The sequence below is a fragment of the Nocardioides thalensis genome (assembly GCF_013410655.1).
In the GTDB taxonomy this organism is placed as follows: Bacteria; Actinomycetota; Actinomycetes; order Propionibacteriales; family Nocardioidaceae; genus Nocardioides; species Nocardioides thalensis.
In genome coordinates this window covers 1,218,058-1,237,994 of the sequence record NZ_JACCFP010000001.1, presented here as the reverse complement: position 1 = coordinate 1,237,994, position 19,937 = coordinate 1,218,058, and the positions used below count along the sequence as shown (strand labels likewise).

17 protein-coding genes and 1 tRNA gene are annotated in these 19,937 nt (G+C 71.7%); 4 read left to right on the top strand and 14 right to left on the bottom strand.

What is annotated here, in order from left to right:
* Entirely contained in the window at positions 1-870 is an 870-nt protein-coding gene (locus tag HNR19_RS06125; protein WP_179667091.1) for a Bax inhibitor-1/YccA family protein, read from the bottom strand.
* Positions 871-988: 118 nt separating this feature from the next.
* Positions 989-1,708, bottom strand: coding sequence for an SAM-dependent methyltransferase (locus HNR19_RS06120; protein WP_179667090.1), 720 nt, complete (start codon positions 1,706-1,708; stop codon positions 989-991).
* A gap of 90 nt (positions 1,709-1,798) precedes the next feature.
* Here HNR19_RS06120 and HNR19_RS06115 point away from each other — a divergent pair, with 90 nt between their 5' ends.
* Entirely contained in the window at positions 1,799-2,983 is a 1,185-nt protein-coding gene (locus HNR19_RS06115) for a family 43 glycosylhydrolase (RefSeq protein ID WP_179667089.1), read from the top strand.
* An 11-nt stretch (positions 2,984-2,994) separates the two neighbouring features.
* On the opposite strand, the gene HNR19_RS06110 is transcribed toward HNR19_RS06115, so the two are convergent.
* From HNR19_RS06110 to eno, 8 genes are all read right to left on the bottom strand, one after another.
* Positions 2,995-3,068, bottom strand: a tRNA-Leu gene (locus HNR19_RS06110).
* 18 nt (positions 3,069-3,086) lie between these two features.
* Positions 3,087-3,644: a peptide deformylase gene (locus tag HNR19_RS06105; RefSeq protein WP_218910164.1), complete on the bottom strand. Its 558-nt coding sequence runs from the start codon at positions 3,642-3,644 to the stop codon at positions 3,087-3,089.
* Between the two features lie 26 nt (positions 3,645-3,670).
* Positions 3,671-4,195, bottom strand: coding sequence for a glycine cleavage system transcriptional repressor (locus HNR19_RS06100; protein ID WP_343047075.1), 525 nt, complete (start codon positions 4,193-4,195; stop codon positions 3,671-3,673).
* 22 nt (positions 4,196-4,217) lie between these two features.
* Positions 4,218-9,590 (bottom strand): DUF7507 domain-containing protein, encoded by a 5,373-nt coding sequence (locus tag HNR19_RS06095; protein WP_179667087.1) that lies wholly within the window; start codon positions 9,588-9,590, stop codon positions 4,218-4,220.
* A gap of 102 nt (positions 9,591-9,692) precedes the next feature.
* On the bottom strand, positions 9,693-10,610 hold the full coding sequence (locus tag HNR19_RS06090; RefSeq protein ID WP_179667086.1) for a Ppx/GppA phosphatase family protein: 918 nt from the start codon (positions 10,608-10,610) through the stop codon (positions 9,693-9,695).
* Complete coding sequence (locus tag HNR19_RS06085; RefSeq protein ID WP_343047074.1) at positions 10,601-11,104, bottom strand: DUF501 domain-containing protein; 504 nt, start codon at positions 11,102-11,104, stop codon at positions 10,601-10,603. The genes HNR19_RS06090 and HNR19_RS06085 overlap by 10 nt, the downstream gene beginning before the upstream one ends.
* A gap of 4 nt (positions 11,105-11,108) precedes the next feature.
* Positions 11,109-11,678, bottom strand: coding sequence for an FtsB family cell division protein (locus tag HNR19_RS06080; RefSeq protein WP_343047073.1), 570 nt, complete (start codon positions 11,676-11,678; stop codon positions 11,109-11,111).
* Positions 11,679-12,956, bottom strand: a complete 1,278-nt coding sequence (eno, locus tag HNR19_RS06075) for a phosphopyruvate hydratase (protein WP_179667085.1) — start codon at positions 12,954-12,956, stop codon at positions 11,679-11,681. It abuts the gene before it with no gap.
* Positions 12,957-13,012: 56 nt separating this feature from the next.
* On the opposite strand from eno, the gene HNR19_RS06070 reads away from it, so the two are divergent.
* Complete coding sequence (locus HNR19_RS06070; protein WP_179667084.1) at positions 13,013-14,137, top strand: exonuclease/endonuclease/phosphatase family protein; 1,125 nt, start codon at positions 13,013-13,015, stop codon at positions 14,135-14,137.
* Positions 14,138-14,197: 60 nt separating this feature from the next.
* Here HNR19_RS06070 and HNR19_RS06065 read toward each other — a convergent pair whose 3' ends face one another.
* On the bottom strand, positions 14,198-14,893 hold the full coding sequence (locus HNR19_RS06065; protein ID WP_179667083.1) for a ferritin-like fold-containing protein: 696 nt from the start codon (positions 14,891-14,893) through the stop codon (positions 14,198-14,200).
* Positions 14,894-15,141: 248 nt separating this feature from the next.
* Between HNR19_RS06065 and HNR19_RS06060 the strand changes: the two genes are divergently transcribed.
* Complete coding sequence (locus HNR19_RS06060; RefSeq protein WP_425490645.1) at positions 15,142-16,548, top strand: DEAD/DEAH box helicase; 1,407 nt, start codon at positions 15,142-15,144, stop codon at positions 16,546-16,548.
* Between the two features lie 7 nt (positions 16,549-16,555).
* Here the strand turns inward: HNR19_RS06060 and HNR19_RS06055 are convergent, their stop codons facing one another.
* From HNR19_RS06055 to HNR19_RS06045, 3 genes are all read right to left on the bottom strand, one after another.
* Complete coding sequence (locus tag HNR19_RS06055) at positions 16,556-17,416, bottom strand: endonuclease/exonuclease/phosphatase family protein (protein ID WP_179667082.1); 861 nt, start codon at positions 17,414-17,416, stop codon at positions 16,556-16,558.
* 44 nt (positions 17,417-17,460) lie between these two features.
* Positions 17,461-18,246 (bottom strand): L,D-transpeptidase family protein, encoded by a 786-nt coding sequence (locus tag HNR19_RS06050; protein WP_179667081.1) that lies wholly within the window; start codon positions 18,244-18,246, stop codon positions 17,461-17,463.
* 67 nt (positions 18,247-18,313) lie between these two features.
* Positions 18,314-19,120, bottom strand: a complete 807-nt coding sequence (locus tag HNR19_RS06045) for a ParA family protein (RefSeq protein ID WP_179667080.1) — start codon at positions 19,118-19,120, stop codon at positions 18,314-18,316.
* Between the two features lie 52 nt (positions 19,121-19,172).
* On the opposite strand from HNR19_RS06045, the gene HNR19_RS06040 reads away from it, so the two are divergent.
* Entirely contained in the window at positions 19,173-19,934 is a 762-nt protein-coding gene (locus HNR19_RS06040; RefSeq protein WP_179667079.1) for an SDR family NAD(P)-dependent oxidoreductase, read from the top strand.
* The last annotated feature ends 3 nt before the right edge of the window (positions 19,935-19,937 follow it).

Genomic DNA, 19,937 nt, shown 5'->3' with positions numbered 1-19,937 from the left:
TCAGTCCTGCTGGAGGATCGCCAGGATCCGGAGCAGGTTGGTGTAGATCCAGACCAGGCTGACGAGCAGGCCGAACGACGCCCGCCACGACTCCCGCTCGGGGAGGCCGTTGCGGATGCCCTGCTCGATGAAGTCGAAGTCGAGGATCAGCATGAACACGCCGAGCACCAGGCCGACGATCGAGAACACCAGGCCGAGGCCGCCGAACTCGAAGAGGCCCAGCTGGCTGCCGAACAGGCCGAGCACGAGCTCCATCAGGCTGAGCGCCACCATGCCGAACATCGCGGCGATCACGAACGTGCGGAACTTCTGCCCGACCTGGATGTTGAAGAACTTGTACGCCGCCAGCGTGCCCGCGAACGCCGCGAACGTGCCGACGACGGCCTGGACGACGATGCCGCCGAAGTCAGCGTTCTCGACGCCGAAGACCGCGTCGTAGAACTTGCTCAGCGCACCGAGCGCGACGCCCTCGGCGACGGCGAAGGCCATCACCAGCGCGGGGCTCACGATCCGCTTGAACGAGTTGACCAGCGACAGGATGAACGCCGCGCCGGAGCCGAGCAGCAGGGCGAGCGTCAGCGTGCCGACGGCCTCCTCGCTCTCGACGGCGGGCGTGAGGATCCAGGTCGCCGCGGCCGTGACGAGCACGATGCCGAGCGTGATGGCGGTGGACTGGACGACCGAGTCGATCGTCATCCGGCCGGTCTTCTGGGCCGGAGGAGCGACCGGGGCGCCGTACTCGTTGACCGGCTGCTGCGGCGCTCCGTAGCCCTGGTAGGGCGCGCCGTTGCCGCCGTAGGTCATGTTGCCGTAGGCGTTGGCTCGGTTGAACTCCTCCGAGCGACTGAACACAGGGTTGTTGCTCCGCATGGTCTCCTCCGAGGCCGAGGTGGCCGCCTCCCTGGCGGCTCACCACCTGCATCCATCCTAGGGATGCTCGTGTCAGGTTCAACGCCCCGACCCCTCGGGACGTTCCCGCGAGTCGCGATCAGCGACGCCGGAGCCGCACCACCGTGTCCTTGACCTCCATCGGCCCGTCCGGCGTCGCCTGCTCGCGGGGCTGCACCTCTGCCACCTCGACCTCCCAGTCGTCGGTCCCGAGCACGTCGGTGACCCGGTCCGGGCCGAAGAGCAGGCCGGGGCCGTGGGACTCGCGGGCTCCCGACTCGACGTCGAACGGGTGGTGCGCGACGACCAGCAACCGCCCGCCGGGCGCGACCGCGGCCGCGATCCGCCGATAGACGCCGGCGAAGTCGGGCTCCGGCACGTGCATGAAGTGCGCGCTGACGAGGTCGAAGCCCGGCCGGCCGTGCGGCTTGCGGGGCGACCGCTCGCCGAGCACGTCGTAGAAGCCGACCTCGACCCGCTCGTCGACCCCCTTCTCGATCGCGTGACGAGCGGTGCGCTCGAGCGCGACCTCGGAGACGTCGACGGCCGTGACCTGCCACCCCTGCTCGGCGAGCCAGATGGCGTCGGCACCCTCGCCACAGCCGACGTCGAGGGCCGTGCCCACCGGGAGGTCGGCGACCTGCTCGACCAGCCGCCGGTTGGGGTTGCCGCTCCACACCCGCTCGCTGCCGCCGTACCGCTCATCCCAGAACTCGGCGGTCAGCGCCTCGCGCTGCTCCTCGAGGGTCGGCTCGTGGTCGTGGTCACGGTGTCCGTGCTGGTGTCCGTGCTGGTGTCCGTGCTGGTGCTGGTGGGCCATGGGAGGAACTCTGCCGGTTCAGGTTGACCTGAAGGCAAGCCCGGGCGGCGTGATTGCCCTACCCTTTTGCCAACGGTGGAAGGGGGAGCCGTGGGAGCACCCGGATCTCGCGTCGGCGTACGACGCGCCGCGGCGTCCGTCGCGATCGCCGCCCTCGGCGTGCTCGCAGCGTGCTCCTCCGACGCCCAGCCGCGCGACGCCGCGCCCCGCGCGGACGCGACGACGAGCGAGGCGCCGCTGATCCCGGCGCCGAGCGACCTGCCGACCGAGCTGCCCGACGACGTGCTGCCGTCCGACGCCCTGTCGACCGAGGACGCGGCCAACCTCGCGGAGCAGGCCGAGCGCATCGCCGGCGAGGTCCCGCCGCAGAGCCGTCCGGCGCCGGTCGACGTCGGCTACGGCGGCGTGTTCGCCGATCCGGACATCGCGTTCCACCAGGGCACCTGGTACGCCGTCGCGACCAACACGGGCGGCGCCAACCTGCCCGTGCTCACCTCCACCGACCTCAGCCACTGGTCGGTCGCGGGCAACGGCCTGCCCGCGATGGCCGGGTGGGTACGCCGCTCCGCCGGCGGGCTGTGGGCGCCGAGCATCGCGCGCGTCGGCGACGGCTGGACCGCTGCCTACTCCGCACCCGGCGGCACCCTGGGCGGCGAGCGGCACAACTGCATCGGCCTCGCCCGCTCCGCCTCCCCCACCGGCCCCTACCAGCCGGTCGGCGAGCCGCTCTGCTACGGCCAGTCGTTGCTCGGCGTCATCGACCCGGACGTGTTCGTCGACGACGACCGGACGCCGTGGCTGCTGTGGAAGTTCTCCGGCATCCGCGGGCAACGGCCCGCCGGGATCTTCATCCGGGAGCTCTCCGCCGACGGCACCGGGTTCGCCGACGGGGCGGAGACCACCGAGCTGCTCACCCGCTCGCTGGCGTGGGAGGGCCGCACGATCGAGAACCCGAGCATGGTGCAGTTCCGCGGCGTCACCTACCTCTTCTACTCCGGGAACTCGTGGAAGACCCCGTCCTACGCCACCGGCTACGCGATCTGTGCCGGCCCCACCGGGCCGTGCGTCCGGCCCGGCGACGGCGCCCCGCTGCTGACCACCGCGAGCACCGGCAAGCTCGGGCCCGGCGGCGCGTCGGCGTTCCGCGACGGCGAGACGCTGCGGCTGCTCTACCACGCCTGGGCGCCCGGCCGGATCGGCTCGCTGCGCGGCCCGCACGTGGCCGGACTGTGGCAGCGGCGCGACGGGACGCTCGAGCTCGTCCACCCGGGCTGAGCCGGCCGAAGTGCCCCCGCTGGGACTCGAACCCAGACTGCAGCGCTTTTAAGGCGCCTTCCTCTGCCGATTGGGATACGGGGGCGTGATCACGAGCATGCCCCTATAAGTAGGTCTGGCGCGGGTAGATGGCGTGCGTGCCGGCGACCCGGTCCAGGAACAACAGCCCCTGGCAGTGGTCGATCTCGTGCTGGAGCGCCCGCGCCTCGAACGCGTCGGTCGCGAACGCGACCCCCTCGCCGGTGCCAGGCAGCTGTCCGCGGACCACGAGGCGGCTCCCCCGCTTCACGTCGCCGGTGAAGTCGGGCACGCTCATGCAGCCCTCGCGTGCCTTGTCGTTGCGGCTCGCCGTGACCACCTCGGCGTTGCAGAGCACGAAGGTGCCGTGCGTCGTACGGGCCTTGGCGTGCTCGGTCACGTCCACGCAGAACACCTGGGCGGCGACACCGACCTGCTGGGCGGCGAGGCCGACGCAGCCGGGGCTGACGCGCATCGTGGCCACCAGGTCGGCCGCCAGCTGCACGGTCTCCGGGGCGACGGGGTCGACCGCGTCGCCGACGGTCGCGAGCACTGGAGCCGGCGCGCGCACGACCTCGAGCACGTTGCCGTCGACGCCGAGGTCGGCCTCGGTCCACGCGGCGACGCGGGCAGAGCCGTCCAACAAGTCCTGCTCGTCGGGGCTGAGGCTCACAGCTCGTCGGCCTCGGCCGGACGCAGCGTGGCCGTCACCCCGACCTGCTCGGCGGCGGCCTTGATCGCGGCCTCCACGGCGGTCGCGTCGCCGTCCGCGGGCAGGTCGAGCTCGGCCACGAGCAGGTAGAGGTCGCCCGCGAGCCGCGTGGTGAGGTCGGTGATGTTGCCGCCGTACGACGCCACCGCGCCCACGACCGTGGAGACGATCCCGGCCCGGTCGCCTCCGTGGACGGTCAGCACCCACGAGCTGCCCGGCGCCGCGTGCTCGGGCCGGTCGGTCACCGGCCGCACAGCCACGTCGAGGTCACCCCCGGCGGTCAGCGGCGCGAGCGCCGCCTCGACCGCGTCGCGCTCGGCGGCCCCGCGACAGAGCAGCATCATCGCGAAGTGCCCGCGCAGCAGCGTCATCGTCGAGTCCTCGATGTTGAGGCCCAGGCCCGCGAGCGCGGCGGTGGTCTCGGCGATGATCCCGGGCCGGTCGTGCCCGAGGACGGTGACGGCGTGGAGGTCGGTGCTCACGAGCCCCATCCTCGCAGGCGCGTCAGCCGCCGAGCGCACCTCCACGCTTGTTGCCCGACGGGTTGCTCGGTCCTGAGTACACGACCGACGGGTCCGACAGTGACGCGACCTCGCGGCCGTCGCGGATACCGCCGTAGTCGGTGTCGACGTGGGCCGGGTCTGACCTGTGCCGGTCGTGGCGCTTGTTCTTGCGGCCCGTCACCTCGTCCTTGTCGGTGAGCCCGTCGTTGTCGGTGTCCCTGTCGACCGGGTTGGTTCGACGCAGCCCGAGCCAGTAGCTCTCGCCGTACTCGGGCCACACGAGGACCCGCTGCCCGATCGAGAAGCCGGCGATCTCGCGATCGTCACGGAGGCCGTCGCGGTCCGTGTCCGCCCGGCACGGGTTGGGACGGACCAGGCCGATCCGCGTGCGCCCGTTGCCGTGCCCGACCTTTGTGTAGACCACCTGGCGCACCCGGATCCCGTCGACCTCGTCGCCGTCGGAGAGGCCGTCGTCGTCGGTGTCGCGGTCGAGCGGGTCGGTCCCGCCGGTGCACGAGCCGGGACCCTCGATCTCCTCGCCGTCGTCGATCTCGTCGTCGTCGGTGTCGGGGTCGTCGGGGTCGGTCCCGTTGTCCTCTTCCTCCTCGTTGGGCACCCCGTCCTTGTCGGGATCGTCGTCGACCAGCGTCTCGGTGCTCGCGTCGTCCTCGACGACCTGGTTGCGGCGCGTCCCGGTCGCGATCGCGTGGTTGACGATGGGGTCACCGGCGTCGACGTCGTCCGCGGTGACCACGTAGGTCGCGGTGAACGTCGCGGACGCACCCGGAGCCAGGACCGCGGGCGGTGCGGGCGTGATGCCCGAGAGGCCAGGCAGCGCGTCGATGACCGTGATGTCGGTCAGGGTCACGTTGCCCGCGTTGGTCACGGTGAGCGTGTAGGTGATCACGTCACCCTCGTCACCCTTCCCGTCGTCATCACGGTCGGTCGTGATGTCGGATGTCTTCACCAGCGACAGCTCCGGCTCGGCGGGCTCGACCGGCACGACCACCTCGTCCGGGGGCGAGGTCAGCGGAGCCCCGTTGGGCTGGGTGCCCGAGGCCGTGGCGACGTTGCGCACCCGGCCGCTGTCCACGTCCGCCTGGGTGACGGTGTACGTCGCCGCGGAGAACTCCTGCCAGGCGCCGGGGGCGAGCGATGCAACTGATGCCGGCGCGATTCCGGTGACCCGCTCATCGGTGACGCTGACGTCCCGCTGGGTCTGGTTGCCGCTGTTGCTGACGACGAAGGAGTAGCTGATCCGCTCGCCGACGTCTGCGTAGCCGTCCCCGTCGGTGTCGTCGAGGTCGGCGGTCTTCACGATCACCAGGCCGCCCGTCGGCAGGGCGATCAGCGTCGTGGCCGTGTCGCTGGCCGGCTCGAGGGTGCCGCGCGCGGGGGTGCCGTCGGCCGTGGCGGTGTTGACGATCGGCTGGCCACCGTCGACGTCCGCCTGCGTCACGACGTACGGCTCGGCCGCGAACGTCTGGCTGTCACCGGGTCCCAGCGTCACGGCGGAGGGAGTGATCCCGGCGACCTTCGGGTCGTCGACCGCGACGTCGTCGATCGTCACGTTGCCGTTGTTGGTCACCGTGAACGAGTAGGTGATCATCTCGCCTGCGTCCGCCCGGCGGTTGTCGTTGGCGTCGACCAGGACAGCGGACTTGTCGATCTGGAGCTGCGGCAACGCCGGAGCGACCGGAGTCCTCGTGGAGTCCTGGACCGGGTCCAGCTCCCCGCGCACCGGGTCACCAGAAGCGATAGCGGTGTTGTCGATCGGGTCGCCCTCGTCGACGTCCGTCTGGGTGACGGTGTAGGTCGCCTGGAACTCCTGGTGGTCGCCGGGCGCGAGGGAAACCGGTCCTGCCGGAGTGATGGCGGACAGGCCGGTCATCTGGTCGTCGACGTCCACACCGTCGACCGTCACGTTGCCCGAGTTGGTGACCAGGAACGTGTAGGTGATCACCTCACCCGCGTCCGCTGCTCCGTTGCCGTCGGTGTCGTCGAGGTCGGCGGTCTTCTCGAGGGTCAGCTCCGGGGCGATGGCAGCCACCGGCGTCTCGGTCGCGTCCGGCGGGCTGGTGACCACTCCGCCGGGCCCGGTGCCGCTCGCGGTCGCAGTGTTGACGATCGCCGCACCAGCCTCGATATCGGCGTCGGTCACCGTGTAGGTCGCGGTGAACTCGGCATCCGTACCGGCCGCGACCATCGCGACCGACGCCGGGTTGATCGCCGACAGCCCCGGCAGGTCGTCGTCGATCGACACGTCCGCCGCCGCGCTCGGGCCGAGGTTGTCGACGGTGAACGTGTAGGTGATGACGTCCCCCGCGTCCGCCACGCCGGTCGTGCCTGCGTCGGTGGTGAGCTCGGCCTCCTTCACCAGCGCGAGCTCGGGGTCGGGCGGCGTGACGGCGAACAGCTCCGCGCACCGTCGGGTGGTGGTGGCCGCGATGGTCTGCGCGCTGCTCACGGTCAGGTTGTTGCAGCTCAGGTCACCGGCCGCCCCGTTGACAGGGTCCGTGGTCAGCACGACGGATCGGGAAGCGCCGATCGGCAGGCTGGCGGCGGTGAGCCGGACGGCGGCCGCTCCCGCAGCGGGAGCGGTCCAGTCACCCGCGCCAGGTGTCCGCGAGGTCGAGTAGCTCAGCACGATCCCCGCACCCACGTCCGTGGAACCCGCGAAGGTCTGGTCGAACTCGGAGCCTCGGCCGTCGCCGTCGTACGGCAGGACGTCGACGGCGACAGCGTTGGTGAGGTTGACGTTCCCGGAGTTCGTCATCGTGACGCGGTACTTGATCTCCTCGTCCGTGGGGAGCGCCACCGGGTCGGTCGGGCCGGCGACGACCCATTCGCAGCCGCTGGGCAGGGCGGGATCCGGGTCGCAGATCTCCTTGGAGACGGTGAAGCCGGGCAGCGCGGTGACGCGCACGTCGGAGGTGCTGTTGGTCCGTGCGAACTCCTCGGTCAGCTTGCTGTCCTGGTCGAGGTCCCCGGCGTCGACGTGAATCACCGTCGATGCCCGGAACTGGTTGTCGTTGAGGAGGTAGCCCTCACCGACAGCGTCGGTCCACGTGCCGCTCGCGTCACCGGCGACGGCCGCGGCGACGGCCTGCACGCCCGCGGGCGCCGTCGGCAGGGGTACGGCGGTGACGCTCATCGAGCCGAAGAAGTCGCGGACCGTCGTGCTCGGCGAAACCGGCCCGGGCCAGGTCGCGATCACGACCTCGCGCTGCACCCCGTCCACGGTGCGGGTGGCGTACTGCAGCTGCACACCCCCGGGTGCGTTGCCGCCCATCACGGCCGACCCCGGCTTGATCGTCCAGCCGGCGGGAGCGACGAACATCAGCTGTGGTGTGATCTGGGTGCCCGGCCATACGTCGTTCGTCGACCCGTTGATGCTCCACGTGACCTCGGTGCCGGGAGCAACGGCGGTGAGCGAGCCGCCGCCCGCGACGACGGGGTTCCCGTCGAACGCGGCAAGGAGGACCGGTGACGGCTTGGTGTACTGGACCGTCCGCACGGCGTCGCCTCTCGGCTCGACGTCCATGGGCGCTCCCGTAAGCGTCCTGATCGGCTGCTCACCCGGGTCGTTGCCGTAGCCCGGATAGGTCATCGTGATGTGAGCGGTGTTGGTGCGCCGCTGGCCGACGAACGGGATCGCGCCGTCGTCGACGGCGTACCGGAAGCTGACGACAGCACCTTCCTGGGTGTTGTCCGTGGGGAGCACCCGGCCGGGTGCGATCGGGTCCGTCGTCGCGGTCGCGCTCGTGAACCACCCGCCGGGCGGCGCGTTCAGCGGCGCGCCGCTGGCGCGGTAGTCGCTGCCGTTGGTGATGTTGCCGTTGCCGTCGACGGCCGACCACTCGATCCTGGCGCCGACGCTGGTCGGGGCTCCCGCCGCCGAGATGCCGGTCGGGGTGATCTGGTTGACCTTGATGTGGTCGTGGACGAGGTCGGGCTCCTCGATCACCGCGACCCCGGGGACGTTGCCGTGGTTGAACGCCGAGACCTGCCAGCTACGCACCACGGGCGGCTCGCCCGGTGCCGGCACGTTGGTCGCGTAGACGGCCGGGTTGCCGCCGAGGTTGCCGTCGCCGAACGCGAACTGCCCCGCGAGGCCGCCGGCGACGCGCTTGTCGACCCCCAGCCCGCCGAACGGCGAGACGCATGCAACCTTCGCGTTCATCTTCTGGCCGTTGATCGTCTTCGTGGTCCGCGCAGGATCCACGTAGGTCACCGACACGTCGAGCGAGCTCTGCACCTCCGCGGTCGGGAAGTTGCAGCCGGTCGCGTCAGCGCCGGGGAACTGCGTACCGTCGAACGTGACCCGGACCGAGCGGGGGTTCCAGAACGCCTGCGAATCCGGGTGTGCTCCGTTGTTCACGCCCGGACCGCCGCTGTTGAAGCCACCGAGCGAGGCGATCCCCCACGTGCCGCGGGCCCCGTACACCGGGTTGGGGTTCGTCCCCTTGGTCCACGTGACCGTGTGGTTGACGTTGTCGATGACCGCCGTCGGGTCGGGGTTCCCCATCAGCGTGACCGCCTCGATCGTCGCCTGGGGCGGCACCTGGTAGGTGATGGTGTAGTTGCCGACCGCGTAGCGATCAGCGCTGCCCGCGACGTTGGAGCCGGGGTTCACGACCATGTTGCCGCCGTTGACGGCGACCTGGAGGTTCACGGGGACGCCCGGGCGGAACGTCCCGCCGGCGGGACCCATCACCGCGGTGGGGCCGTACGGCGCCGCGCCGTTCGGCGAGTCGAGGTGCCAGGTGACATCGGCGGCGTTCGCAGTGACCGGTCCGGTCGCAGTGTCGGAGGAGATCACCGCCGACATGTCGATCGCGAAGCCCTCGGGGTAGAACGATCCGTTCGGGACCTCGCGGTTGGACGTCGACTGGTACCGGTAGGTGACCGCGAACGTGCCGGACGTGCCGGCCGCGAGGTTGCCGAGGCTGACCACCTTGCCGGTCGCGTCGGTGCCGGAGATCGTGCCGCCCGACGACCCGGCTGCGAACGCGTCGTACAGCAGGATGAACTGGCCGCTGGGCAAGAGGCCGAGGGGGTCGGAGGGCGGCGTGGACATCTGCACCCTCGTGTTGTCGCAGGCAACCACGCCGCAGCTGTACTGCACGAGATAGGTGATCCGGTTGTTGGTCGCGTATCCCGCTGGGCCGGCGCCGTTCCGCGCGTCGGTGACGAGCGAGTTGCCGTTGCTCGCGTCGACCGGCGTCATGGTCAGGTTGAGGACGCCGTCGCCCGCGGCCCTGGCCGGCGCGGCGAGGAGCCCTCCGGCACCGGCGAGCAGCACGACGAGGGCGACCAGATGGGCGAGCGCGCGACCGGACAGGGTGGTGGGCCGCATGGGGAACCTGTTCATGGGGGCCTGGTTTCCATGGGGAGCAGTGCCCACAGGAAACATCGATCGCCCGGAAGATGTGACGAATTTGCCGCAACTGGCCCAGACGACCGGGCGAATGGTCTAGACCAGGCTCCAAGCGATGCCGTCGAGGATGTCGGTCTCCGCGACGGTCATCGTCTCCAGCGCCGTACGGCGCAGTATCCGGTCGAGGATCAGGGCGCCGGCGTCGATCACGTCGGCGCGGCCGGGATGCATGTAGCCGAGCGCGCGCCGGTCGGCGACGGTCATCGCGACCAGCTCACCGGCGACCCGGTGCACGTCGGCGACCGCGAGCACCTGCCGGTCGATGCGCGACCGGTCGTAGGCATCGAGCCCCAGCACGCCGGCGGCGATGGTGGTGATCGTGCCGGCGATGCCGACGACGGAGGCGGCGCCGGCCGGGTCGACCGGGCAGGCATCGAGCGCCGCGTCGACGTCGGCGACGCACGCCGCGACTTGGTCCGTGGTCGCCGGGTCGCCGCCGAGGCGGCGCTCGTGCAGCCGCACCGACCCGATGTCCATCGAGTGCGCGGCCGTCGGGCCGCCGCGCGGATCGCCGACGATCAGCTCGGTCGACCCTCCGCCGATGTCGATCACCATCACCGGGTCGGCGAGGTCGTCGGCCAGCCACCGCACGGCGCCGGAGAACGCGAGCCGCGCCTCCTCGTCACCGGTGAGCACCTCCGGCACGATGCCGAGCCGCTCCTTGACGCCCTCGGTGAAGTCGGCGGCATTCTCAGCATCCCGGGTCGCCGACGTCGCACAGAAACGGATCCGGTCCACGCCCGCCTGCTCGATGATCGCGGCGTACTCGTCGATGGCGGCGAACGTCCGCGCCAGCGCCTCCGGCGCGAGCCGGCCGGTCGAGTCGACGCGCTGGCCGAGCCGCACCATCCGGCTCTCCCGGGTGATGCCGGTGGAGCCGTCGGGCGAGGCCTCGAGGTCGCCGACGAGCAGCTTGATCGTGTTGGTGCCGCAGTCGATCGCCGCTACGCGCATGGCCCGGTCGCCCAGAACTCGCCCAGCGCCTCGAGCACCTCGTCTCCCAGGGGGTTGACTCCCGGCCCCTTGGCGAGGGCGTGGGCGGCGAGCACGTGCAGGCACTTGACGCGCACCGGCATGCCGCCGGCCGAGATGCCCTCGATCTCGGGCACGACGGCGCCGACGGCCTCCCCGACGGCGGCGCGGTCGGCGAGGTAGGACTCGTGCGCCGCCCGGTAGGCGGCGGCGAGGTCCTCGTCGGTGGCGAGCCGCTCCTCCATCTCCCGCATCAGGCCGGACGCCTCGAGCGTGCCGATGCGCGAGTTCACCCGCGGGCAGGTGAGGTAGTAGGTCGTCGGGAACGGCGTGCCGTTGGGCAGCCGCGGCTCCGTGGTCACGACGTCCGGGTTGCCGCACGGGCAGCGGTGGCCGATCGCGTGCATGCCGCGCGGGGGCCGCCCGAGCTGGGCCGCGATGGTGGCCTCGTCGGCGGGGGTGACGGGTTCGCTCACAGGCCTACTCTGCACCGGTGTCGGTCAGGTGCTCGCTGGGCGGGGGCGGGATCTTGGTCGGCGGGTTGCCGGCGACCCGGGTCGAGGCCCACAGGTCGTCGATCCAGGTGCGCTCCTCCCCGCTGCCCACGCTGGCGGGGTCGGACAGCTCGGCGGCGGTCCCGAGCGGCTCGCCGTCCTCGCCGATGACGATGAACGGCTCGTCCCCGACGGCGACGTAGCCCAGCTCGCGGGCCCGCTGCGCGACGTACGCGTCGTCCTGCCAGCGCTTCTTCTCGTCCTCGAGCTCCTCGATCGCGGCCTTGCGCTCGGCGATCGTCGCCTCGAGCTCGTCGATGTGGTTGCGCTGCTGGAGGTAGGCGCGCAGGGACGACGCGAACGACACGGCGAGCACGGCCAGGACCAGCACGAGGATCGCGGCACGCCCGGTCAGGCGCGAGCGGCGACGCTCCTCGGCCCGTACGGCGGCGACCGCGGCGACGCGCTCGCGCTGCACCTGCCTGCGCCGGGAGCGGCCGGGGCCGTTGCCCGGCCGCCGCCTGCGGCGCTCGTCAGGTCCTTGCGATCTGCTCACTCACCCATTGAACCGGGGAAAGGCGCCCGATCCGGCATAACGCGCCGCGTCGCCGAGCTCGTCCTCGATCCGGAGCAGCTGGTTGTACTTGGCGACCCGCTCCGACCGTGCGGGCGCGCCGGTCTTGATCTGGCCGCAGTTGGTGGCGACGGCGAGGTCGGCGATCGTCGTGTCCTCGGTCTCGCCCGAGCGGTGGCTCATCATGTTGCGGAAGCCGTTGCGGTGGGCGAGCTCGACGGCGTCGAGGGTCTCGGTGAGCGAGCCGATCTGGTTGACCTTGACCAGCATCGCGTTGGCCTGGCCGCCGCTGATGCCGCGCTGGAGGCGCTCGACGTTGGTGACGAACAGGTCGTCGCCGACGAGCTGGGTCCGCGAGCCGAGCTGGTCGGTGATCGCCTTCCAGCCGTCCCAGTCCTCCTCGTTCAGCGGGTCCTCGATGCTGACGATCGGGTACGACGCGACGAGGTCGGCGTAGTAGGCGATCATCTCGCCGGACGACTTCTTGACGCCCTCGAAGGTGTAGCCGCCGTCCTCAAAGAACTCGGACGCGGCGACGTCGAGCGCCAGCACGATGTCCTTGCCGAGCTCGTAGCCGGCCTTGCCGACGGCCTCGGCGATCAGGTCGAGAGCCGCGCGGTTCGACTCGAGGTCGGGCGCGAAGCCGCCCTCGTCGCCGACGCCGGTGGCGAGGCCGCGGCTCTTCAGCACCGACTTGAGCGCGTGGTAGACCTCGGTGCCCATGCGCAGCGCCTCGCGGAAGCTGGCCGCGCCGATCGGCGCGATCATGAACTCCTGGATGTCGACGTTGGTGTCGGCGTGGGCGCCGCCGTTGAGGATGTTCATCATCGGCACGGGCAGCACGTGGGCGTTGGGCCCGCCGACGTAACGGTAGAGCGGGAGGTCGGCCGAGTCGGCCGCGGCGCGGGCGACCGCGAGGGAGACCCCGAGGATCGCGTTGGCGCCGAGCTTGGCCTTGTTGGGCGTGGCGTCGGCCTCGAGCATGGTCTGGTCGACGAGCCGCTGGTCGGCGGCGTCGAGACCCTCGAGGGCCGGGCCGATGGTCTGGATGACGGCCTCGACGGCCTGCTGCACGCCCTTGCCGGCGTAGCGGTCGCCGCCGTCGCGCAGCTCCACCGCCTCGAACGCGCCGGTGGACGCGCCACTGGGCACCGCGGCCCGGGCGAACGACCCGTCGTCGAGGAGCACCTCGACCTCGACGGTGGGGTTGCCGCGCGAGTCGAGGATCTCGCGGGCTCCGACGGCTTCGATGGCTGCCACTGTCTGCTCCTGGGGAAACCGGGGGTGCTGTCGCACGGCAGCCTAGACTCCACGCCGTGAACGAGCGCCGACCGGGTCCCGAGCAGAATCCGCTTCTGCTCGTCGGCGCGTTCGCGGTGGTCGCCGCCCTGCTGTTCGGCGTGTTCACGCTCGTCGAGCGCGGCGACGAGCCCGAGACGACCGGCACGACCCCCGGCGCGACGTCCGGCGCGACGTCGGCGGCACCGGACGAGGAGGAGTCCGAGCCCCGCGACCTGCGCGGCGACGTCGAGGACATCCAGCCCGGCGAGGCCCTGTCCATGCGGCCCGAGCGCAAGGAGAAGGAGCAGGTCCCGCTCGTCGAGCCCGGCCGCACCGGCCGGGTCGGCACCGGGCTGGCGCTCGGCGACATCCCCGACATCAAGGCGCCGGTGAGCGAGCCGGTGCAGGGCGCCGTGACGACCGCGGTCGCCAACATCCCCAACCGCACGGGCAACTCCGGGTTCGTGTCGTCGCTGCGGGCTCTGACCGGCCCCGGCACGGACTTCGTGATGCTCAACGAGGTCAGCCGCCACAGCAGCGACGGCATCCGGGCGGCCGCCCCCGGCTACGACGTCTACCGCGACCCGGCTCCCGACCGAGGTGCGGGCGGCGCCGGCCAGTCGATGAACAACGTGGTCATGTGGCGGGCCGATCGGTGGCGCCTCGTCGACGGCGGGCGGGTCAAGCTCGTCGAGAACGACCAGGGCTTCCACCACGGGCGCCCGTTCACCTGGGACCGCTACGCCACGTGGGCGATCCTCCAGCGCGACGACCGGGCCGTGGTCTCCGTGATCTCGACGCACATGATGACCAACCCCGGGAAGTACCCGAAGCAGCACGGCAACCCCGGTCTGAGCCGCGCCGGGCAGTACGCCCGCGGCATGGACGTGCTCCTCGCGCTCAGCGACACGCTCGCCCAGTTCGGCCCGGTGATCGTGGGCGGCGACATGAACTCCCACCCCGGCAGCGGCTCGTGGGCGGCGGCGCCGAAGATGCGCGCGGCCGGCTACCAGTACGCCAAGGACGCGGGCGTGATGTACCTGTTCTTCCAGCCGGGCGTCGAGCTCGCCAGTCACCGCCAGGTGCGGGTGGCCTCCGACCACGCCGCGATCGTGTCCGCCCTCGACATGAACGGCAAGGGCCCGACCCCGCTCAGGTAGTCGGCCGTACTCACCTGACGTGCCTGGCGCCCGGCGCAGCCAGGCGGGATGCCAGGTGCGTCAGGGGTCGAGGCCGAGCTCGGCCATCCGCTTGGAGTGGCGCTCGGTGAGCCGCGCGAACATCCGGCCGAGTGCGGCCAGGTCGAGGCCGGGGCGGTCGACGCCGCCGGCGAGCAGGGCGGTGAGGGCGTCGCGGTCGGCGGCGACCCGCTGGGCCTGGGTGAGCGCCTCCCCCATCAGGCGCCGGCCCCAGAGCGCGAGCCGGCCGCCGAGCCGCGGGTCGGCGCCGATGGCCTTGCGCACCCGGTCGACGACGAAGACCGAGTGCTGGGTGTCGTCCATCGCGCTCAGCACGACGTCACGGGTGTCGGGGTCGAGGTAGGCCGCGATCTCGCGGTAGAAGTCGCTCGCGAGCCCGTCGCCGACGTACGCCTTCACCAGGCCCTCGTACCAGTCGGCCGGGGCGGTGTGGGCGTGGAAGCCGTCGATCGCCTCCCGGAACGGCGCCATCGCCTCGAACGGGTCGCCTCCGAAGCTGCGGATCCGGTCGTTCAGCCCGTGCACGTGGCTGAACTCCGCGGACGCCATCGTCGCCAGCGCGAACTTGTCCTCCAGCGTCGGCGCGAGCTTGGCGTCCTCGACGAGGCGCTCGAAGGCCGAGATCTCGCCGTACGCGATCACGCCGAGCAGATCGACGACCGCCTGGCGGTACTCCGGGTCGGTGAACGCGACGGAAGCGTCGAAGGATTCAGCCACGGAGGCAGCGTACCGATACGATGGACCTTGGAAGCGCGGCCCAGCACCTGGCGGGCCCCTCCGTGTATGTGCGCGGCTGAGCTGTCAGCCGCATCGGAGATCGGCTGACAACTCACGAAAGCGACAAGACCCTGTCTACGGAAACCACGACCGAAACCAAGCCCACGTTCCGCGACCTCGGCGTCCACGCCGAGATCTGCGACTCGCTCGAGCGCGCGGGCATCACGACGCCGTTCGCGATCCAGGAGATGACCCTCTCCGTCGCGCTGCTCGGCACCGACCTGATCGGCCAGGCCCGCACGGGCACGGGCAAGACGCTCGCCTTCGGCATCCCGGTGGTGCAGCGCAGCGTCTCCCCGAAGGACCCCGACTACAGCGAGCTGCCCCAGGGAAAGCCGCAGGCGCTGATCGTCGCCCCGACCCGTGAGCTCGCGCTCCAGGTCTCCGGCGACCTCGAGGTCGCGAGCCGCGACCGGGGCCTGCGCGTCCTCACGGTCTACGGCGGCGTCGGCTACGAGCCGCAGCTCGAGGCGCTCGAGACCGGCGTCGACATCGTGGTCGGCACGCCCGGCCGCCTGATCGACCTGGCCAACCGCAAGGCGCTCGACCTCTCCCACGTGCACGCGCTCGTGCTCGACGAGGCCGACGAGATGCTCGACCTCGGGTTCCTCGACGACATCCAGAAGCTGATCCGGATGACCCCGGAGACCCGGCAGACGATGCTGTTCTCGGCCACGATGCCGGCCCCGATCGTCGCGCTGGCCCGCACCTACATGCGCCACCCGATGAACATCCGGGCCGAGTCGTCGTACGAGAACGCGACGGTGCCTGCCACCGCCCAGTTCATCTACCTCGCCCACGACCTCGACAAGCCCGAGATCATCGGCCGCATCCTGCAGGCCGAGGACGTCGGCAAGATGGTCGTCTTCACCCGCACCAAGCGCCAGGCCCAGCGCGTCGCCGACGACCTCGTCGAGCGCGGCTTCAAGGCCAGCCCGCTGCACGGCGACATGGCGCAGGTGGCGCGCGAGAAGGCGCTGACGAAGTTCCGCGAGGACAAGATCCAGGTGCTCGTCGCGACCGACGTCGCCGCCCGCGGCATCGACGTCGCCGGCGTCAGCCACGTCGTCAACTACTCCTGCCCGGAGGACGACAAGACCTACGTCCACCGGATCGGCCGCACCGGCCGCGCCGGCGCCTCCGGCATCGCGATCACGCTGGTCGACGCGACCGACGTGCACCGCTGGAAGATGATCAACAAGGCGCTCGACCTGCCGTTCGACGAGCCGGTCGAGACCTACTCGACGTCGGAGCACCTGTTCCACGACCAGGGCATCCCGCCGGGCACCAAGGGCCGCGTGGTCCCGCCCGCTCCGGTCGAGCGCAAGCCGCGCGAGGACCGTGGCGAGCGGCGCTCGGGCGACCGCCCCGCCGGCACCCGCAACCGCAACCGCACGCGCACCCGCGGCGGTCAGCCCGCCGCGGCCAGTGGTGGCGAGGCCCAGGGCGACGCCGCACCGGCCGCCGACGGCGAGCGTCCCGCCGGCGCCAACCGCAACCGGCGCCGCCGTCGCCGCCGCTCGGGTGGCTCCGGCGGTCAGGGCGGCGATGCACAGGGCACGTCGGCCGAGGCCCAGGCGCCCGCCGACGCGTAGAGGCGGGTCAGCGCCCGTCGGTGTTGAACCACACCTTGCCCAGCAGCATCGGGTGGTCGCTGATGTGGTTGTAGACCTTGCGGTACCTCGAGTAGTCGGTGCCGTTCCAGCTTCCGAGCATCCAGTCGGGGCCGCCGTGGTGGGGCACCGGGCACGGGCGGCGCTTGGTGCCGCCCATCGAGATCTGGTCGGTCTCGCGCGCCATCGTGCGGCAGAACTCGTCGCGCTCGTTCATGTCGCCGAGCACCAGCACCGGGCGACCCTTGTGGCGCTCGAGCTGACGCACCAGGTCGACCTCGCGAGCGGTCGAGATGTCCCGCTCGACCTCGTGCCCCCCGGGCGCGTTGTGGATCGCGACGACGAAGAACGTGCGGTCGGTGCCGCGGTGCTCGAGCTTCACCCACGGGATCGCGCGCTCCTTGCCGAGGAACGGGCGGTAGATCGCGCCCTGGTTCTTGACCCGGAAGTCGCCGGTGTGCCAGGCGACCTGGATGGCGGAGCTGTAGGGGCCGAGCGTGCGACCCGGGAAGAAGCGATAGCGCGGCAGCCGGTCACGCAGGACGCGCAGCTGGTCGCCGGCGACCTCCTGGAACGCGATCACGTTGCGGCGCGTCTGCTGGACCTGGTCGGCCACCCGGTGCGCGCGGTCGAGACCGCCGGAGGCCATGGCGCTGCTGAGGATGTTGAACGACATGACGCGCGCGCCGAAGCCGCGGACGCGCTCCCGCTCCTCGGCCGCGGAGGCCCCGGTGGGCTGGGTCGCGGAGACGAGGGTCAGGGCGAGGCCGAGCGCGATCAGGGGCGCGATCGGGGGCGCGAGCACTGGCGCGAGCAGGGCAGGGCGAAGCTTTCCGAGATTCCCGAGCATGCCCGGCACCCTAGGCAGAGGACCCGGGGCGGCCGCAAATCAGGTCAGGGGGTGACGACGACCGTGGTGCCGACCGGAGCGAAGTCCCACAGTGCGATCGCGTCGGCCTCCGCCTGCCGGATGCAGCCGTGCGAGAGCGGGGTGCCGAGCTGGTCGCGGGTCTGCACGGGCACGCCGTCGTCGACCGGGATCGTGTGGAACCCGATGGCCGCACCCTCGTCGCCGTGGGTGAAGCGCACGAAGTACTCCATCGTGCCGGAGTCGTCGATGCCGACGGCGTAGCGCGAGGTGGAGAAGACCTCGTAGGTGCCGGGGTCGAGGTTGTCGTAGACGCTGCCGGACGCCAGGTAGGTCCGCACGACCGTGCCGTCGTCCTCGACGAGCCACACCCGCTGCTGGGACTCGCTGAAGACCACCCGCCGTCCCTCGCCGGAACCGACCGGCAGCGGCGCCTCCGCGGAGCCGGGATCGTCGGTGGTCTCGGGCTCGGCCTCCTCCTCCGGCTCCCGGGTCGCGTCTGTGGTCGGCCCGCCGGTGTCGCCACGCTGGTCGAGCCGGCCACGGTCCACCGAGTCGCGCGTGCGCTCCTGCGGCGCGTCGCGGGGCCCCTCGGAGGCGGAGTCGGTGTCGGCACCCGGCTCGATGCCGGCGTTGGCGACCGCGAGCTGCGGGTCGCCCTCGGGCATCAGCACGCCGAAGCCGCCGAGCACGGCGACCGCGGTGACCGCAGCGGAGGACAGCGCGACCGCGATCCGCCCGTAGCGCGGCTTGACGACCCCGCGGTGCTGGGGTCCGGGCTCGACGGCCTTGCGGCGGCCGGGCTCGGGCACGCGTCGACGACGACCGGGCGGTTCCGGGCGATGGCGCCCGGGCTGCGGCGGCAGGTGCTTCACCGGCTCATCGCCCGGACCGGGCCAGCAGGTTGCCGGCCACCTCGCGGTAGGCCTGCGCGCCCTTGCTGCTCCTGCTCGTGGCCAGGATCGACCGCCCCGCGGCGGGCGCCTCGGCGAACTTGATGGTCTTCGGGATCGGCGGCTCGATCACGTCGAGGTCGTAGGTCTCGGAGATCGTCTCGAGCACCGTACGGGCGTGGTTGGTGCGGCCGTCGTACAACGTCGGGAGCACGCCCCACACCTCGAGGTCGCGGTTGGTGAACCGGCGGACGTCGTGGACGGTGTCGAGCAGCTGGCCCACCCCGCGGTGGGAGAGCGTCTCGCACTGGAGCGGGATCAGCACGCCCTCCGCCGCCGTGAGCGCGGCGACCGTCAGGACCCCGAGCGACGGCGGGCAGTCGAGGAGGATCCAGTCGTACCGAAGCCCCTTTGCAGCCATGTCGTCGACGACCGCACGCAGCACCTGCTCGCGGCCGGTGCGGGTGAGCAGGTCGGCCTCGGCGCGCGCGAGCTCGATCGTCGCGGGCATCAGGTCGACGCCGTCGTCGGTCTCGAGGATCACCTCGCCCGCCTCCGTGCCCTTGGTGAGCACGTGGTGGACGGACAGCTCGAGGTCCTCGGGGTCGATGCCCAGCGAGAACGTCAAGCAGGCCTGCGGGTCGAGGTCGACGAGGAGCACCTTCTGCCCCTGCTCCGCGAGCGCGGCACCGACCGAAGCGACACTCGTCGTCTTGGCGACGCCACCCTTCTGGTTGGCGACGGCCAGGACGGTGGTGTCGGCGTCGGGGCTCCGCCGGCTGTTCACGCTCATGTCAGAGGTCATCATGCCGTACCCACCACCCCGGTGCGGAAGACTGGGCGGCATGTCGACTGCCTTGGTCACCGGCGCCACCGCCGGCATCGGTCACGAGTTCGCCCGCCAGCTCGCCTCCCGGGGCGACGACCTCGTCCTCGTCGCGCGGGACGAGGCACGTCTGGAGCAGGTCGCGGGCGAGCTGCGGTCGGCGTACGACGTCGCGGCCGAGGTGCTCGTGGCGGACCTCACCGTGCCCGACCAGCTCGCCGTCGTCGAGGCGCGGCTCGCGGACCGCGATCGACCCGTGGACCTGCTCGTCAACAACGCCGGCTTCGGGCTCAAGGAGCGGTTCCTCGACAACCCCATCGACGCCGAGCAGGCCCAGCAGGACGTGCTGGTCCGCGCGGTGCTGCGGCTCAGCCACGCCGCCCTCGGCGGGATGACCGAACGCGGGCGCGGCGGCATCATCAACGTGTCGAGCGTGGCCGCCTTCCTCCCCCGCGGCACCTACTCGGCGGCCAAGGCGTGGGTCAACAGCTTCAGCCGGTGGGCGCACAACGAGTACGGCGACCGCGGCGTGACCGTGATGGCGCTGTGCCCGGGCTTCGTGAAGACCGAGTTCCACCAGCGGCTCGGCGTCGACCGCGACAAGTCGGCTCCGCGGCTGCTGTGGCTCGAGCCCGACCGGCTGGTGCGCGACGCGCTCGCCGACTTCGACAAGGGCAAGCCACTCTCGGTCCCCAGCAAGCGCTACAAGGCCATCGTCGGCGCCACCCGGGTGATCCCGGGGTCGGTCCAACAGCGGTTCCAGTCCTTGGGTCGTAAGTAGCGG